Genomic DNA, 15,423 nt, shown 5'->3' with positions numbered 1-15,423 from the left:
CCGGAACGCCGCCGCGGTTCACGCCGGCCCGCCGAGCGCGGGCCGGGTTAACATCCCCCGGAACGGAGGTGGACGATGAAGAAGCTGCGGCTGCGGGTGGAGAACCTGCAAGTGGAATCGTTCGGGACGAGCGCTGCGCGCCGCGGGCCGGGCACGGTGGTTGGGCGCGGCGAGGACTGCACCTGGATGGACAGCTGCCTGTGCGACACCGCGTACTACTGGTGCGGAACGGGGATGGAAACCATCCACTCGTGCGACTACACCAACAACGAGCTGTGCGAGCGCACCGCGGTCGACTGCCCGAACACGAACTACCAGGTGTGCGGCACGCGGCAGGAAACGCCGGGCTGCTGACCGGGCGAGCCGGAGGGCAGGAAAGGGAGGCAGTGAGCAGCAAGGGCGATTAAATCCAATCAAGCACAATTCAACGGAAGAAGGAGTGCCGTCTTGAGCCATTCAATCGCGCAGGGTGGTAGCCGTCCCGTCGTCATCAGTGATCGTCAGGGATTCGACCGCCGCTGGTTCGCGCCCAACCTGCAGGCGGTCTACGTACCGACGCATCCGGAACAGGTGGCGGACTGCCTGACCGCCGCCATACGGGCCTGGGGAAGGGACGTCAAGGCAACCTCGGGTCGCCACTGCTACGAAAACTTCGTCTACAACAGCACCACCAGGGCCGTCATCGACCTGTCGGCACTGAACCAGGTGGGGTTCGATCGGGCGCGGAACGCTTTCTTCGTCGACGCGGGCTGCGAGAACTGGAGCGTCTACCGCACGCTCTTGAATGGATACAACAAGACGCTTCCCGCCGGCAGCTGCTATTCGGTCGGCGCGGGCGGCCACATCACCGGCGGCGGTTATGGATTGCTGTCGCGGCTGCACGGTCTGACCGTCGATCACCTGCACGCCGTGGACATCGTCACGTGGGACGCCGGGGCCGGACAGGCGCAACTACGCCATGTCTCCGCCGACAGCGCGACGAGCGACGAGCGCGACCTCTTCTGGGCGCTGTGCGGCGCCGGCTGCGGCAATTTCGGCGTCATCGTGCGCTACTACTTTGCCGACCTCCCTAACGCGCCCGATCACGCCACGATCTCGACCCTGGCGTGGAACTGGTCCGATCTGGACCCGAACAGTTTCGCGGACCTGCTGGCGGCATACGCCGAGCTGGTCGCGGAGATGCCCGAGACCGACTTTGGGCTGCTGAAACTGAACCACGTTTCGAACGGACAGATCGGGCTGATCCTGCAGATGGCGTCTGCCCCCGGCGTGGGCATGCGCGAGCATCAAGCGCGGGCGGAGATGAGCACCGGCCGCTGGAGGGCGCTGCTGGAGCGGGTGGTTCCCACCGTGCCGCTCGAGAAGCCGCTGGGCGGGCACCCTGGCTACATGACGACGATGCCGGCCAGCGACGCCGCGCAGCACGTCACGTACCTCGAGGCGCTGCAAACCCTGAACGGTTCCGGCCCCAACCAGTTCGGAAAATACAAGTCGGCGTACATGAAGAAGCCTTTTCCGGCTGATCAGGTCGCAGCCATCTACCGGTGGCTGAATACGACCCCGCCGGGGCTGCCTGCCGCCGACATGAATCAATCGCTCCTGCAGGTGGACAGCTACGGTGGTGCGGTCAACAGGCGGTCCGCGGAGTCCACGGCCGTCCCGCAGCGCAGCTCCATGCTGAAGCTTCAGTACCAGACCTACTGGATCAACGCCTCCAAACCGGGCGAGAGCCATCTGCAGCCCTACTCGGATCAGGCCGCGGCTCACCTGCAGTGGATCAACGACTTCTATCGCGACGTGTATGCCGAATACGGCGGCACGCCCGACCCGGCCCGGGACCGTACCGGCACCGTCGATGGCGCCTACTACAACTATCCCGACATCGACCTGGGCAGCCATGAGCGCGGCGATGCCGATCAGGCGCTCTGGCTTTACTTCCTGGAGAATTTTCGACAGAATCCCCGCAACCTGGTGAAGGTGAAGCAACGATGGGATCCGGAAAACTACTTTCACCACGCGCAATCGATTCCGGTCCGATGAGGGCGTGATCGGGGTCCGGCGCTCCGGCTTCGCATCACACCAGTTTCCATGATTCGCCGTGCAGTCGGAGTGCTACTGCCGGGCTCACGCGGAGACACGGAGGGCGCGGAGACGCGGAGAACGTCCCGCTTCTCCGCGCCTCCGCGTGAGATTTCGTTGTGGAAGTCCTGAATGCACAGCGAATTAGAACTGCAGAAACGGCAGCTGCACCTCCGGAAACGATACCTCACACCGGGTCAACGGGGTCAACGGTTTTGATCGTTACCGTTGACCCCGTTGACCCCGTCCCGTGTGAGACAAGTCGTTTCCATGACCGGATCGGGTGCACGATGATCAGCGCAATCCGGTATCAGCAGGCGCCACAGGGTTGTGCGGGGGAAAGGTTCCACGTGGCGCGTCCTTCGAAATGACTTTCTGGGGCACGGGTGGATAGCGCGCACGCCGGCTCTGGAAGTCGAAAGGGCGGCCTCACCGGCCGCCCTTCCGCGCGTCAGGACCTGGCTTCGGAGCAGATACGCTCCACGTCGTCGGGGTCGACGGGAACGGCGCGGGTGAGGATTTCGTGGCCGTCCTCCGTCACCAGCACGTCGTCTTCCAGGCGGATGCCGATGCCGCGCAGCTCGGCGGGGATGTCGTCGCCGTGCTCGGGGATGTACAGGCCGGGCTCGATGGTGAGCACCATCCCGGGCTGCAGCACGATCGGCTCGCCGTCGCGCGCGGTGTACGAGCCGGGGTCGTGCACGTCCAGCCCCAGCCAGTGCGAGGTGTTGTGCATAAAGAAGCGCTTGAACTTCTCCTCTTCGATCAGCTTTTCCGGATCACCCTCCAGCAGCCCCAGGGTGATCATCCCCTCAACCAGCACCCGCCGCGCCGCCAGGTGCATGGCGTTGGCGGGCGCACCGGGGCGCACGGCCTCGATGCCCGCCTCCAGCGCGCGCAGAACGATGTCGTACACGGCGCGCTGGGGGGCGCTGAAGCGGCCGGACGCGGGAAAGGTGCGGGTGATGTCGGAGCAGTAGAAGCCCACGTCGGCGCCGGCATCCACCAGCACCAGGTCGCCCTCCTCGATGCGCCGGTCGTTGGTCACGTAGTGCAGCACCGTCGCGTTGGCCGCCGACCCCACGATGGCCGGAAACGACGTGCCCGACGTGGCGGAATACGATCGAAAGGTCTGGTCCAGCAGCGCCTGCAGCTCCCACTCACCCACACCCGGCCGGCCGGCGCGCATCACGGCGATGTGCCCGCGCGCGGCCAGCTCCGCCGCCTCGCGCATCAGCGCCAGCTCGCCGGGCTCCTTGATCAGGCGCATTCGATCCAGCAGCTGACCGGGGTCGCGCAGGTCCCACGGCCCCTTCCCCGCCCGCGGCCGCGGCGCGCGAAAGCCCGTCAGCAGCGCCAGCATTCGCCGGTCCATCTCGCCCCCGTCCGCGCGCAGGGCGTACCACAGCGCATCCGCCGGCTCCAGCAGCGCCTTCAGCCGGCTGTCCAGCTCTTCGATGGGATAGGCGGCGTCGGCGCCGTACGCCTGCATCGCGCCCTCCACGCCGGCGCGCCGGCCGTTCCACGTTTCGCGCTCGGGATCGCGCGGGCGCACGAACAGGGTAAAGCGGTGCGCGCCGTCGTGCGGCGTGAGCACGGCTACGGCGCCGGGCTCCAGAAAGCCCGTCAGGTAGAAGAAGTCGCTGTTCTGGCGAAAGGGGATGTCGGTGTCGCGCGACTTTACCAGCTCGGGCGCGGCCGCGAGCACCGCCACGCCCTCGCCGATCGACGCCATGAACCGCTCGCGCCGGGCGCGGAACTCCTCCGGCCCACGGCTGCGTACCGCATCCGCCGCCTCCGCGTGCTCGACGGCGCCCTCGGCCGGTTCGGCAAAGGTGGGCTGGGTTGATGCGGCGGCTGGCATGGCTTCGGTCATCGATCGTAACGGCGGTCGGCGGCGATGGATTTGCGGCCGCGCCGACGGGTTCGACGCGGGCTCACAGCATAGGCCGGAGCGGTGGATCGGCGCAATCCGCGGGAGCCGCGAATCGTCCGTGCACCTTGGCCAGGCAGGTTGCGCACGCTCCACTACGAGACGATATTCGTCGTCAAACGTCAGCCGATCCACCGACCCGTTCCCTGGAGGAAGCCTTGCGTAAGCTCAGGCTGGACCCCGACGCGCTCGCGATCGACAGCTTTGCCGCGCAGGCAGAGCCCGCCGCCGCGCGCGGCACGGTAGAGGCGCGCCTGGCCACCGGCGTGTACAGCTGCTGGAACACCTGCCGTTGTCCGTCGCACCACGCCACCGAGTGCACGTTCTGACGCGAACCCCCGCCGGGTAGCCGGACCGTCCAGCCACCCGGTCCGTTTCCGACATCACCAGAGGAGATCGCACCATGAAGAAGCTCACGCTGAACCCTGACGCGCTGCGCGTGGAGTCGTTCGACGCCGGACAGGGCCAGTCCGCTGAGGGCACCGTACAGGCGCACGGCCTGAACGCAGCCCTGCGCACGCCCATCTGCCCGTCGCATCACAACACGGAGTGCTGCGCCACCGACCGCCTGCTGACCAACTGCTGCTGATCCGGTCACCGACGGGCACGTCAGCCGCCGTCCCCATGCGCGGGGGCGGCGGCTTTGTCGTTTCGCAAGGTCTTAAAGACCGGGTCTCACACGGAGTTAACGGAGTCAACGGAGTTGTGTCGTGCCCAGGCTACGGGTGGAGCGCTTCAGCGGGATTCTGTGGAGTGGGTGACCCACGTGGGACGACGTCTGGAGGCGCGGAGGGATTTCGCCTATCGTACGATGCCGCTGATGTTTACGCCGCGTCGTACGGAAAAACCCGCGCCGGAGCTGCAGCGCAGCCTGGAACAGGTGTTCTCCACGGGTAGTTTTATGCGGATAACGTGAATGCGGCAAAGTACTTGCGTCCGCTTTCGGCCACGCGGAGCACATCCCGTTGCTCCCCCAGGTGACTCAAACAGCGGAGGCATTCCAGATGAAGAAGCTCAAGCTGCAGATCGACGACCTTGCCATCGAGACCTTTCAGACCGCCGCGCCGGTGCAGGCGGAGGGAACGGTGGTCGCCCACCGCACGCAGGGGAACAACTACACCTGCGACCCGCTGGTAGGCACCTGCTTTGGCTACACCTGCGCCGGCGCCGGCTGCTGACGCCGCCGCGCGGGATGCGGTAAGGCCGGCCCGGGAGCGACTTCGGATGCTCTCGGGCCGGACTTTTGGTACGAAAGTACGAAGGTACGAAGGTACGAAGGTACGAAGGTACGAAGGTACGAAAGTACGAAAGTACGAAAGTACGAAAGTACGAAGTACGATCACGGAATCCTCCTGGATCACCTCGTATCCGTACTTTCGTACCCCGTACTTTCGTACCCCCGCACTTTCGTACCTTCGTACCCCGTACCCTCGTACCCTTTTCCCCTCTCGCACTCCGCCGATCCACCGTGATACATTCCCGCGCGTCGGAATGGACGATTAGCGCGGGAGGGAAATCATGGATCTGGGATTGAAGGACCGCGTCGCCATCATCACCGGCGGCAGCATGGGGCTGGGCAGGGCCGTCGCGCGGGAACTGGCGCGCGAGCGGGCGCGGGTGGTGATCGCCGCGCGCAACGAGCAGCGGCTGCAGCGCGCCGCCGAGGAGATCCGCCGCGAAACAGGCGGACAGGTGCTGGCCGTGCGCGCGGACATGACGCGCGCCGACGACATCCGCGCCCTGGTGGAGCAGACGACGGATCGCTGGGGCGGCGTGGACATCGCCTTTGCCAACGCGGGCGGGCCGCCGGGGACACGGTACGAATCCACCAGCCCTGAGCAGGTGGAGCGCGCCCTGGAGCTGAACCTGATGAGCACCGTGCGCCTGGCCCAGGAGGTCACGCCCCTGATGCAGAAAAAGCGGTGGGGGCGCTTCATCGCACTCACCTCCGTGTCCGTAAAGCAGCCGCTGCCGGGGCTCATCCTCAGCAACACGGCGCGCGCGGCGGTGGTCGGCTGGGTCAAGACAATGGCGACGGAGCTGGCGCCGCACGGCATTACCTGCAACGTGGTGGCGCCGGGGTACATGCACACCGGCCGCGTGGAAGACCTGGCCGCCGAGCGGGCCGAGCACGAGCAGCGGCCCGTGGACGAGATCCTGGACGAGATGGGCAACCGGATCCCCGCGGGGCGGATGGGGAACCCCGAGGAGCTGGCGGCCGTGGTCGCGTTCCTGGCCTCGGAACGGGCGAGCTACGTAACGGGCACGACCATCCAGGTGGATGGCGGGTACGTGCAGGGGCTGCTCTGAATCAACCGGATGTCCCCGCACCACGACGCATGAAGCACACGATCCTGATGGCCGCCGCCGCGCTGGCGCTCGCCGCCCCCGCGGGGGCGCAGAACGGCCACGCCACGCCGGTTTCCCCGCGAAAGCATACGTCCGCGCCGCTCACCTGGGAGGAATGCGGGATCGACGGGCTGCAGAACCTGCGGCGCAACCCCACGGCGGCGGAGCTGCGCTGCCGCTTCGGCGGGCGCGGGCCGGGGGCGTTCGGCTTGCTTTCGTACCTGGACGTGCCCGTCTACCGCCCGGTCACGCCGCTGCCCGGCACGCACACCGTGGGGGTGCCGGGGATGCCGCACCCCGCGCCGGGGGAAAGCTACGAGCAGTGGGAGTGGCGGGTGCTGCGGACCAGCTACGGCCCCGCCGTTCGCAACGTGTACAACGACCTGGCACAGCTGGACCCCGTGTTCATGTCGATGATCCGCCGCTTTGAGCGGGAGCTGCGGGCTCGCGGGGTGCGCGCGTCGCGGCGCGAGACGTACCGCACGGCGGAGCGGCAGGCGTGGATATTCCAGCAGGGGCGCGTGCGCCCCGGGCCGTTCGCCACCACCACGCTCACCTCCTGGCACAGCCGCGTGGACCGGCTGGGGCGCCCCGCCGCCCGCGCCGCCGACTACTCGGTTTCAGGCGGAAGTCTGCCCCGCTTTCACGCCATCGCGGCGGAGATCGGGCTGCAGAGCTACGGCGCGGACAGCAACGACCCTGGCCACGTGTACCTTCCCGACACCGACGCCGCCGTGGGGCTGGAGCTGGCCGTGCTGCGCACCGTGCCGCGCGTGATGCACGTGACCCTGGCCACCGGCCGCCCCGAAGGCGAGTGGCAGGCGCCCAACGCGCTGGAGCACTGGCGCCGCCGCGCCCGCGACTTCATCTCGCAGCCCGTGCCGTTCTATCCCACCGTCATGCCGCCGGTGATTCCGATCCGGGAGCGGGTGCCGAACCGAAGGTGAGGGTGTGAGGGTGTGAGGGTGTGAAGGTGTGAGCTGACGGGGTGGCGTGACCCTCGGGGCCCTCTCCCCCGGCCGGCCTTTCGCTCGTTCCTCGCAACGGCGGTCGACCCCTCCCCCAAGTTCGGGGGAGGGGTTGTGTGCGCGCATGGCTGTCGTCCCGGCGAATCCCAGATTACGGGGGAGAGGTCGTTCGAGCACACGATCGCCTGACGTAACGACCAACCCCTCCCCCGAAGTTGGGGGAGGGGTCGCCGCGAGCCGCGAGGAACGAGCGGCGAAGTCGGCGGGGGAGAGGGCCCCCGAGGGTCGCGGCCTACTCACCCGTTCACCCGTTCACCCGTTCACCCGTTCACCCGTTCACCCGTTCACCCGTTCACTCGTTCACCCGTTCACCTCAACTGCCCTGGATCACCGCGACCGCGCCTACGACCGACGCTACCGCGGCGATCAGGCTCGCCCCCAGGCCCAGAAAGTCCCGCCAGCCGGCGCCGCGGCGGGTGATGCGGATCTGGTCGCCGGAGCGGATGCGCATCTCCGCCACCTCGGGCGAAGGGTCGCGCAGGTCCAGGATGGTCTCGGTGCCGCCGCGCATCAGCCGCACCACCTCCAGCCGCCCGAACTCCGCCACCCCGCCCGCCGCCGCCACCGCCTGCGCGATCGTCGTCTCCGGGGGCAGGGTGTACAGGTTGGGCAGCCGCACCTCGCCCGTTACGCCCACGCGGTACAGGTAATCGAACACGAACTGCGGATCGTTTTCGTACCGCAGCAGCACCTGCCGCAGCTGCTCGCGCACCTGGTCGCGGGTGCGGCCCACCACGCGCACCTCCGACAGCAGCGGGTGCAGGATGGTGCCGTCGGGGCCGATGGGAAACTCGCCCGTCATCTCCGGCTGCCGCCATACGTTCAGGCGAATGACGTCCGCGGGGCGCACGGCGGCGGTGGTATCCTGCGCGGCGGCGGGCACGGACACGGCGCACAGGGCAAGCAGAAGCGGGAGCAGAAGTCGGCGCATGGTGCGGTCGTAAGGGTGAGATCGGGTCCTCCGCACACATGGTGCAACCCGTGAACCACGCGCGCCAGAGCCGGCGCCCGTCCGCAAGGCTTGTGCAGTCACGTAGCAGGGTTCATATTCCAGCAACTTCCGTTTCCACCCCGGTTTGCGGCATCTGCCGCGCTCGCAGGCCCCGGCACACTTCCCGACGCATCCCGAGCCGCGCACGCCCATGCACCGCATGTCGCGCCTGACCCTGTTTCTGGCCGCCGCCCTGGCCGCCGCGCCTTCCGCCGCGTGGGCACAGCCCGGCGCCGGGGCGCAGCCGTCGCGGCCGGTGGACGAGTGCGGCAAGCCCGCGACGCCCCGGCCCCGGCGCGGCACCGCCACGCCCCCGGCTTCGGGCGGCGCGCCCGCCGCCCAGCCGCCGCACGTTCTGGGCACCCCCGCCGGCGGAGCGGCCGGGTCCTCCCCGTCCCCGGGCACGGCGGAGCCGGCGTCTTCCGGGACATCCGGCGCGCAGACGCCCCCCCAGGCCAGCGGCATGGCCGAGGGGATGAGTTCCGCGGCCGTCGCGGGGGCCACGGGCGGGCAGGTTCCGCAGGGGTCCGCCTACGCGTACGCGGGGAGCACGTGCACCACGATGGCGGCGGGCTCCGCGGGTGCCAGCACGGCGCCGGCGATCGATCCGCGCGCGGCCCGGCGCAACCGCGACGCGCTGCGGTTGGGGCTTAGCGAGTCGGGCGACCGCCGGCGGCTGGGACCCGCGGCCAGTGTCTCCGTCCCCACCGCGTTTGGCGTGGACGCCGGCGAGGTGTTCATGGGCGTGGCGTACCAGGGCCGCACGCGGTACACGGAAGACGACGACGCGGCGGCCGTGCTGGGCTTCGGCATCGGCACGCGGCGGGTGGTCGCGCTGGAGGCGGCGTTCACGTCGTACTCCACCATCCGCAGCTACCCGTTCGAAACCGGCGGCGTGAGCCTGAAGCTTCACCGCGCGTTCCCCCGGCAGACCAGCCTGGCCGTCGGCTACGAGAACGCCCTCAGCTGGGGCGGCTCGGACGGGGACGGCAGCCTGTACGGGGCGGTCACCCGGCTGGTGAACCTGCGCGAAGACCCCGAAGCGCCGTTCAACACCGCCGTGTTTACGGTGGGCCTGGGGAACGGCCGTTTTCGATTCGAAAAGGACGACGCGGCCGAAAAGGAAACGCTGAACCTGTTCGCCGCGGCGGGCGCGCGCGTGACCCCGCAGGTGTCGCTGGTGGCCGACTGGACGGGGCAGGACCTGAACGCGGCCGCCTCGCTCACCCCGCTGCGGCACATTCCCGTGGTGGTGACCGTCGGCCTGGCGGACCTTACCGGCTCGGCCGGCGACGGCGCCCGCTTCATCCTTTCGCTGGGCTACGGCCTGGCGTTCCGCCAGCCGTTCTAAGCCAGGGACACCCATGAACCGCACCCTGTTCTCCGCGCTGCTGGCGGCGGCCGTGCTGGCCTCGGCCCCGCTGCGCGCGCAAGACGGCGTTCCTACGTCCGATCCCACCGGCCCCATCGTTACGGGAAGCGGAATCGCCGGCTACCCGGTGCTCCCCGTGCGCGACCTGGAGGGCGCGCTCTTCCGCGACATGAGCGATGGCCGCACGGCCTTCCGCACCTCGCCCGTGGCCGGCGCCGTGCTGGGTGAGGCCGCCGAGGCGCAGCGCGCGGCGTGCGCGGGCACCCTGCAGCGGCCGGCCGCGTGGCCCGACAGCCTGCCGCTGGACACCGTTCCGCAGCGCGTGGTCTGCGGGCTGCTGGCCAGGCCGGGGATGGACAGCGAAGAGGCGCGGCTGGTGCTGTGCGCCCTGCGGGGTGGCCAGCCGGGCACCGACGGCGACGCGGCGTGGCTGCTGGTGGCGGCGCTGGCGGGGCTGGGCGCCGAGCGGCCCGGGTTCGTGGACCAGCGGCAGCGCTACATCGACGGCGCGCGGTGGGAGAACGCCCTGCGCGCCTACCAGCTGTACCTGGCCACCGCACCGGACGCGGTGATGGACCCGCCCTCCGCGGAGATGGTGTCCATCGCCATTATCCTGGACCGCGTGGTCGACGCGGGTCTGGCCGCATCGGGGCGGTGAAGTTCGCCGATCCCCCGCGGCTGGACGCGGATACCCGGCTGGTGGCGGCGCGCGACCAGGTGTCGTGCGAGCTGGACGGGCAGGCGGTGATCCTGGGGCTGGACGACGGCGTGTACTACGGGCTCAACCCCGTGGGCGCCACCGTCTGGGCGCTGCTGGAGCGCGGGCCGCAGAGCGTCGCCCAGTTGCGCGACGCGGTGACCGACGAGTTCGAGGTGGATGCCCCCACGGCGGAAGCCGATCTGATCGAGCTGATGGGCGACATGCTGGCGCGCGGCCTGGTGGAGCTGCGCCCGGCGGACTGATCCCCTCCCCTTCCCCACCTTTCCCCCACACGACGTGAGCGGCATCGCCGGCATCGTGGCCCTGGACGGCGCCCCCGTGGACGCCGCCCTCCTGGACCGGATGGCCGGCTCGCTCGCGTCCCGGGGTCCCGACGGCACCGCGTTTCGGTCCATCGGCCCCGCCGGCTTCGTCCACGCCCTGCTGCGCACCGGGGATTTCGTCGAAGACGTCCCGCAGCCTGTTTCGGTGGATGGACGAAGCTGGATCGTCGCGGACGCGCGGATCGACGGGCGGGCGGAGCTGGTGCGCGTCCTCCGCGCCGGCGGCGTCCACGCGGACGCAGGCGCGCCCGCGGCCGAGCTGATCCTTCACGCCCTGCGCCTGTGGGGCGACGACGCGCCTGCGCACCTGCTGGGCGACTTCGCCTTCGCCGCGTGGGATACGGAGCGGCGACGGCTGCTCTGCGCGCGCGACCTGTTCGGCGTAAAGCCGTTCTACTACGCGGCCACGCGCGGCGCCTTCGTCTTCTCCAACTCCATCGACTGCGTCCGCCTCCATCCCGCCGTCTCCGGCGAACTGGACGAAGGGTGGATCGCGGACTTCCTGCTCCACGGCGACTCGCAGTCCACGGAAGGCACCGTCTACGCCGCCATCCGCCACCTCCCTCCGGGGCACCTGCTGACCGTGGAGGACGGGCGGATGCGGATCCGCCGCTACGCCTCGCTCCCGGAGGACGTCGAGCCGCTGCGGCTGCGGGGGCCGGCGGAGTACGCGGAGGCGTTCCTAGAGGTTCTGCGCGAGGCGGTGGCCGACCGGCTGCCGCGGGATCGCGCGTCGATCCTGCTGAGCGGCGGGCGCGACTCCACCGCGCTGGCCGCCACCTGGCGGGACGTGGTGGACCGCGGCATCCGATCCACGAAGCTGCGCGGCTACACGGCGTACCACGCGCGGCTGATGCCCGACGACGAGCCGCGCTTCGCCTCGATGGCGGCGGAAGCGCTGGGCATCCCCCTGCGCCTGCTCCCCGCGGACGACTACGCGCCCTTTGCCCGCTGGGAAATGCCGGAGCTGTATCGTCCCCAGCCCACGTCATCCCCGCTGCTGGCGCTGGAGGCGGACCAACTGCGCCAGGCGGCGGGGCACGCGCCCGTGCTGCTCACCGGCCAGGGCGCGGATGCGCTGCTGCGCGAAAGCACGTCGCGCCTGGCCCGCCTGGCCGCGGGTGGGCAGCTGTGGACGGCCGCGCGCGAGGCGGCGCAGTACGCGCGCTGGCACCACCGCATCCCCCGCCCCGGCGTGCGCACCTGGCTGCGGGAGCGCGGCGGCCCCCGGCCGCAGCCGATCGATCCGCCGGTGTGGATCGACCCCGGCTTCGCGCGGCGGGTGGGGATGGCGGAGCGGCTGGCGGCGTGGAGCCAACCGATAGTATCGGCCCATCCGCTGCGGCCGGAGGCGCACGGGCTGCTTTCCACCCCCTTCTGGCCGATCCTGTTTCCCCTGTGGGACCCCGGCGTCACCGGCGTGCCCATCGAGCAGCGTCACCCGTACCTGGACCTGCGGCTGGTGCGGCTGGCGTTGTCCATTCCTCCGGCGCAGTGGTATAATGACAAAGGATTGCTGCGGATAGGGATGCGCGGACGGCTTCCCGCGCCGGTGCTGGCCCGGCCCAAGACCCCCGTGGCGAAAGACATGCTCGAAGTGCGCGCGGCGGACCTTGGAGACCGCTGGCTCGGCGGACGCACGGCGGACGCGCGCGTGGCGCCGTGGGTGGACCTGTCCCGTGTCCCCCGCCTGGCCGGCGGCGCCTCCGACGCCGCGCCGCGCTACCTGTACGAAGACATCCGCCCGCTCGCCCTGTCGCTCTGGCTTGCCCATCACCACCGCTGAACGCGGCCGCGGAGGCCCCCTGACCGCAGATCCCCACCCGCGGGCCGCGACACCCCTGGCCGCGGACGACGCTCCGCGGACGCCGGTGCGCCACCGCCTGTTCGGCTTCCTGGTCGAAGCCGATCTGCCAATCCCCGGCCTGGCGACCGTGGACGAAGACGCGGAGCCGCGGGTGCGGATCTGGATGGGAAGCGTCCCGGCCGACGTCTTTCAGCCGGGTGCCGCGGAGGAGGAGTGGTACGTCTCGCCGCGGACGACGGCGGACGAGGCGCCGACGGTGGTGGTGCACCGGCTGGGCGGCGGCGCGTTCCGCCTGCGCTACGCGGACGGGTGCGAGTACCACGTGAACGCGGCGGGAACGCGCATCGCCTGCACCTGGCCGGCGCACTTCACGGTGGAGGACGCGGCGACCTACCTGCTGGGGCCCGTCTTTGGACTCGTTCTGCGGCTGCGCGGCATCCCTTCCCTCCACGCCAGCGCGGTGGCCGTGGACGGCGTGGCGGTGGCGCTGGCGGGGGCGGCGGGGACGGGCAAGTCCACCACGGCCGCCGCCCTGGCCGCGCGGGGGCACGCGCTGCTGGCGGACGACGTGCTGGCGTTGCGGACCGAGGCGGACGGCATCGTGGCGCAGCCGGCGTATCCGCACCTGCGGCTGTGGCCCGACATCGTCCCCGCCCTGCTGGGCCCCGGCGCGGAGCTGCCCCCGCTGACGCCCAACTGGGACAAGCGCGGCCTGCGCCTGGACGAGGCGTTCCATCCCCATCCCCTCCCCCTGGGCGCCGTGTACGTGCTCTGCGGCCGCGAGCCGGGTCCGCACGCGCCGCGGCTGGAGCCGATGAGCGCCATGGACGCCATGCTGGCGCTGGTGGCCAACGGCTACGTGGGCTGGTTTCCGGACCGCGCGGCGCAGGCACGGGAGCTGGAGGTGCTGGGGCTGGTGGGGCGCACCGTTCCCGTGGCGTGGGCGACGCCCAGCGCGGATCCCGCGCGGCTGGGCGAGCTGTGCGGGATGATCGAGGCGGACGTGCGGGGGCGCCGTGGCTGAAACCTACAGCATCCGCGGCCACGGGTCGATGATCGAAGACACGGTGCGGATGGACGCCTACACCGCCGCGCTGGAGCGGACCATCCGCCCCGGCGCCGTGGTGCTGGACATCGGCACGGGGACGGGGCTGATGGCGCTGCTTGCCTGCCGCCTGGGGGCGCGGCGGGTGTTCGCCGTCGATCCCGGCGACTCCATCCACCTGGCCCGCGCCGCGGCCCGGGCCAGCGGCTTCGCGGACCGCATCCAGTTCATCCAGGACGTCTCCACGCGTGTGGAGCTGCCGGAGCGCGCGGACGTGGTCGTCTCGGACCTGCGGGGGGTGCTGCCGCTGTTCGAGCAGCACGTGGCCTCCATCGCCGACGCGCGCGAGCGGCTGCTGGCGCCGGGGGGCGTGCTGGTGGGCCGCAGGGACACGCTGTACGCCGCGCCGGTGGAGGCGGAGGAGGAGTACGGCCGGATCACCCGGCCCTGGGACGAGCACGCGCGCGGCTTTGACCTGTCCGTGGCCCGCCGCGCCGCGCTCAACACCTGGAGCAAGGTGCGGGTGCCACCCGACCACTTGCTGGGCGAACCGCGGGTGTGGGCGGAGCTGGACTGGCGCACTATCCGCGAGCCGGAGGTGCGCGCCACGGTGCAGTGGACGGCGCGGCGCGAGGGGACGGTGCACGGGATCGCCGCCTGGTTCCACGCCGAGCTGGCGGAGGGGGTGGGGTTCAGCACCGGGCTGGACACGCCGGACACCGTCTACGGCACCGCGTTCCTTCCCCTGCTGGAGCCGGTGCGGGTGAACCCCGGCGACGCGATCACGGCGGAGTTGCAGGCGCGGGTGATCGCCGACGACTACCTGTGGGTGTGGAACACGCGGGTGACGGGTCCCCAAGGAGTGACGGCGGACTTTCGGCAGTCCACTTTCCTTTCCCAGCCGGTGCGGCCGGCCGAGCTGCGCAAGCGGGCGCACGACTTTCGCCCCGTGCTGGGGGAGCAGGGGCGGATGGACGCGCTGGTGCTGGGGATGATGGACGGCGGCGCCACGCTGGAAGCGATCGCGCACGAGCTGCGGCGCCGCTTTTCGGAGCGGTTCCGCGACTGGGAAGACGCGCTTTCACGCGTGGCCCGGCTAAGCCAGGCGTATGCGGAGGAAGAATGACGGCGGACGGAGGACCCGCCCGCGCCGGCTCAGGTCTTGAGGTTGTTGCCGCCCTGCACCGGGTCGTTCTTGTTCATGTTGTCCTGCACCGTGAGCGTAAGCTCTTCCAGCCGGCCGTAGACCGCCAGGCGGGGAGGGGTGTACGAACGGCGGGCGCGATCGGTGGATTCCATTGTCGTTTCGCAGCAAAAGAAAAGCGGCGGACGCGGCCGGGCGGGAAAAGACGCCGGGCGGTGTCCGCCACATCGCTAAGTGTGTATCAGCCTGACCGGATGCGCAACCCCCTCGTGGGCCGTGGGGAGACGAGAAAACACCCGTGCGGCAACGATTTGGGGCGGCAGATGAACGGAGCGGGACGCGTACCCGCAGATCAGGTCTTGAGGTTGTTGCCGCCCTGCACCGGATCGTTCTTGTTCATGTTGTTGTTGATGGTCAGCGTAAGCTCTTCCAGCCGGCCATAGACCACCAGGCGCGGAGGGACGTATGAGCGGCGTTCCGGGTTCGTGGATCCCATCATCTCTCACTGTACGTGGACCGTGGTGGACAGGGCCGGGCGCGAATCTCCTGGACGGTGTCCGCACCTGAATGGTGCAGCCAAAACGCCCGGATGGCAAGTCTCGCGACCTTACCGAACGATGTACGGAAGCGT

At 70.3% G+C, this 15,423-nt stretch carries 17 protein-coding genes; 13 read left to right on the top strand and 4 right to left on the bottom strand.

Annotated features, from left to right (window positions below):
- Positions 1-75 precede the first annotated feature (75 nt).
- A complete protein-coding gene (locus tag ACOJUJ_RS01455) occupies positions 76-354 on the top strand; it encodes a hypothetical protein (RefSeq protein WP_420125061.1) in 279 nt (92 codons plus the stop codon).
- Positions 355-447: 93 nt separating this feature from the next.
- Positions 448-2,040 carry an FAD-dependent oxidoreductase gene (locus ACOJUJ_RS01450; protein WP_420125060.1) on the top strand — a complete coding sequence of 531 codons (1,593 nt, stop codon included), beginning with the start codon at positions 448-450 and terminating at the stop codon, positions 2,038-2,040.
- A 490-nt stretch (positions 2,041-2,530) separates the two neighbouring features.
- Here ACOJUJ_RS01450 and ACOJUJ_RS01445 read toward each other — a convergent pair whose 3' ends face one another.
- Complete coding sequence (locus tag ACOJUJ_RS01445; RefSeq protein ID WP_420125059.1) at positions 2,531-3,955, bottom strand: aminopeptidase P N-terminal domain-containing protein; 1,425 nt, start codon at positions 3,953-3,955, stop codon at positions 2,531-2,533.
- A 215-nt stretch (positions 3,956-4,170) separates the two neighbouring features.
- Here ACOJUJ_RS01445 and ACOJUJ_RS01440 point away from each other — a divergent pair, with 215 nt between their 5' ends.
- The 5 genes from ACOJUJ_RS01440 (at position 4,171) to ACOJUJ_RS01420 (ending at position 7,308) form a co-directional block, all read left to right on the top strand.
- Complete coding sequence (locus ACOJUJ_RS01440; RefSeq protein ID WP_420125058.1) at positions 4,171-4,341, top strand: hypothetical protein; 171 nt, start codon at positions 4,171-4,173, stop codon at positions 4,339-4,341.
- A 74-nt stretch (positions 4,342-4,415) separates the two neighbouring features.
- Positions 4,416-4,601 carry a hypothetical protein gene (locus ACOJUJ_RS01435; protein WP_420125057.1) on the top strand — a complete coding sequence of 62 codons (186 nt, stop codon included), beginning with the start codon at positions 4,416-4,418 and terminating at the stop codon, positions 4,599-4,601.
- A 415-nt stretch (positions 4,602-5,016) separates the two neighbouring features.
- Positions 5,017-5,190, top strand: coding sequence for a hypothetical protein (locus ACOJUJ_RS01430; RefSeq protein WP_420125056.1), 174 nt, complete (start codon positions 5,017-5,019; stop codon positions 5,188-5,190).
- 340 nt (positions 5,191-5,530) lie between these two features.
- Positions 5,531-6,322, top strand: coding sequence for an SDR family oxidoreductase (locus tag ACOJUJ_RS01425; RefSeq protein WP_420125055.1), 792 nt, complete (start codon positions 5,531-5,533; stop codon positions 6,320-6,322).
- Between the two features lie 29 nt (positions 6,323-6,351).
- Positions 6,352-7,308 (top strand): hypothetical protein, encoded by a 957-nt coding sequence (locus tag ACOJUJ_RS01420; protein ID WP_420125054.1) that lies wholly within the window; start codon positions 6,352-6,354, stop codon positions 7,306-7,308.
- Positions 7,309-7,702: 394 nt separating this feature from the next.
- Here ACOJUJ_RS01420 and ACOJUJ_RS01415 read toward each other — a convergent pair whose 3' ends face one another.
- Positions 7,703-8,320 carry a polysaccharide biosynthesis/export family protein gene (locus tag ACOJUJ_RS01415; RefSeq protein WP_420125053.1) on the bottom strand — a complete coding sequence of 206 codons (618 nt, stop codon included), beginning with the start codon at positions 8,318-8,320 and terminating at the stop codon, positions 7,703-7,705.
- 211 nt (positions 8,321-8,531) lie between these two features.
- Between ACOJUJ_RS01415 and ACOJUJ_RS01410 the strand changes: the two genes are divergently transcribed.
- The 6 genes from ACOJUJ_RS01410 to ACOJUJ_RS01385 all read left to right on the top strand — a co-directional run bounded on the left by ACOJUJ_RS01410 (position 8,532) and on the right by ACOJUJ_RS01385 (position 14,774).
- On the top strand, positions 8,532-9,731 hold the full coding sequence (locus ACOJUJ_RS01410; RefSeq protein ID WP_420125052.1) for a hypothetical protein: 1,200 nt from the start codon (positions 8,532-8,534) through the stop codon (positions 9,729-9,731).
- Positions 9,732-9,744: 13 nt separating this feature from the next.
- Positions 9,745-10,410: a hypothetical protein gene (locus ACOJUJ_RS01405; protein ID WP_420125051.1), complete on the top strand. Its 666-nt coding sequence runs from the start codon at positions 9,745-9,747 to the stop codon at positions 10,408-10,410.
- Positions 10,407-10,715: a PqqD family protein gene (locus ACOJUJ_RS01400; RefSeq protein WP_420125050.1), complete on the top strand. Its 309-nt coding sequence runs from the start codon at positions 10,407-10,409 to the stop codon at positions 10,713-10,715. The genes ACOJUJ_RS01405 and ACOJUJ_RS01400 overlap by 4 nt, the downstream gene beginning before the upstream one ends.
- Before the next feature lie 34 nt (positions 10,716-10,749).
- Positions 10,750-12,582, top strand: a complete 1,833-nt coding sequence (locus ACOJUJ_RS01395; RefSeq protein WP_420125049.1) for an asparagine synthetase B family protein — start codon at positions 10,750-10,752, stop codon at positions 12,580-12,582.
- An 85-nt stretch (positions 12,583-12,667) separates the two neighbouring features.
- Positions 12,668-13,627 carry a serine/threonine protein kinase gene (locus ACOJUJ_RS01390; RefSeq protein ID WP_420125048.1) on the top strand — a complete coding sequence of 320 codons (960 nt, stop codon included), beginning with the start codon at positions 12,668-12,670 and terminating at the stop codon, positions 13,625-13,627.
- Positions 13,620-14,774: a 50S ribosomal protein L11 methyltransferase gene (locus tag ACOJUJ_RS01385; protein WP_420125047.1), complete on the top strand. Its 1,155-nt coding sequence runs from the start codon at positions 13,620-13,622 to the stop codon at positions 14,772-14,774. Before ACOJUJ_RS01390 ends, ACOJUJ_RS01385 begins: the two co-directional genes overlap by 8 nt.
- Before the next feature lie 29 nt (positions 14,775-14,803).
- Here the strand turns inward: ACOJUJ_RS01385 and ACOJUJ_RS01380 are convergent, their stop codons facing one another.
- Both ACOJUJ_RS01380 and ACOJUJ_RS01375 read right to left on the bottom strand, forming a co-directional pair.
- The gene (locus ACOJUJ_RS01380) at positions 14,804-14,947 is read right to left on the bottom strand and encodes a hypothetical protein (protein WP_420125046.1); all 144 of its coding nucleotides are present in this window, start codon (positions 14,945-14,947) and stop codon (positions 14,804-14,806) included.
- Between the two features lie 197 nt (positions 14,948-15,144).
- A complete protein-coding gene (locus ACOJUJ_RS01375) occupies positions 15,145-15,291 on the bottom strand; it encodes a lasso RiPP family leader peptide-containing protein (protein WP_420125045.1) in 147 nt (48 codons plus the stop codon).
- Positions 15,292-15,423 lie beyond the last annotated feature (132 nt).

Source organism: Longimicrobium sp., assembly GCF_048594345.1.
Lineage (GTDB): Bacteria > Gemmatimonadota > Gemmatimonadetes > Longimicrobiales > Longimicrobiaceae > Longimicrobium.
The sequence above is the reverse complement of the archived record's forward strand: the minus strand, read 5'-3'. Positions and strand labels throughout refer to the sequence as shown.

Coding starts and splice junctions, on each gene's coding strand:
- ACOJUJ_RS01380 (WP_420125046.1), bottom strand. CDS start 14,947: ATGGAATCCACCGATCGCGCCCGCCGTTCGTACACCCCTCCCCGCCTG.
- ACOJUJ_RS01415 (WP_420125053.1), bottom strand. CDS start 8,320: ATGCGCCGACTTCTGCTCCCGCTTCTGCTTGCCCTGTGCGCCGTGTCC.
- ACOJUJ_RS01410 (WP_420125052.1), top strand. CDS start 8,532: ATGCACCGCATGTCGCGCCTGACCCTGTTTCTGGCCGCCGCCCTGGCC.
- ACOJUJ_RS01455 (WP_420125061.1), top strand. CDS start 76: ATGAAGAAGCTGCGGCTGCGGGTGGAGAACCTGCAAGTGGAATCGTTC.
- ACOJUJ_RS01430 (WP_420125056.1), top strand. CDS start 5,017: ATGAAGAAGCTCAAGCTGCAGATCGACGACCTTGCCATCGAGACCTTT.
- ACOJUJ_RS01420 (WP_420125054.1), top strand. CDS start 6,352: ATGAAGCACACGATCCTGATGGCCGCCGCCGCGCTGGCGCTCGCCGCC.
- ACOJUJ_RS01405 (WP_420125051.1), top strand. CDS start 9,745: ATGAACCGCACCCTGTTCTCCGCGCTGCTGGCGGCGGCCGTGCTGGCC.
- ACOJUJ_RS01445 (WP_420125059.1), bottom strand. CDS start 3,955: ATGACCGAAGCCATGCCAGCCGCCGCATCAACCCAGCCCACCTTTGCC.
- ACOJUJ_RS01435 (WP_420125057.1), top strand. CDS start 4,416: ATGAAGAAGCTCACGCTGAACCCTGACGCGCTGCGCGTGGAGTCGTTC.
- ACOJUJ_RS01375 (WP_420125045.1), bottom strand. CDS start 15,291: ATGATGGGATCCACGAACCCGGAACGCCGCTCATACGTCCCTCCGCGC.
- ACOJUJ_RS01425 (WP_420125055.1), top strand. CDS start 5,531: ATGGATCTGGGATTGAAGGACCGCGTCGCCATCATCACCGGCGGCAGC.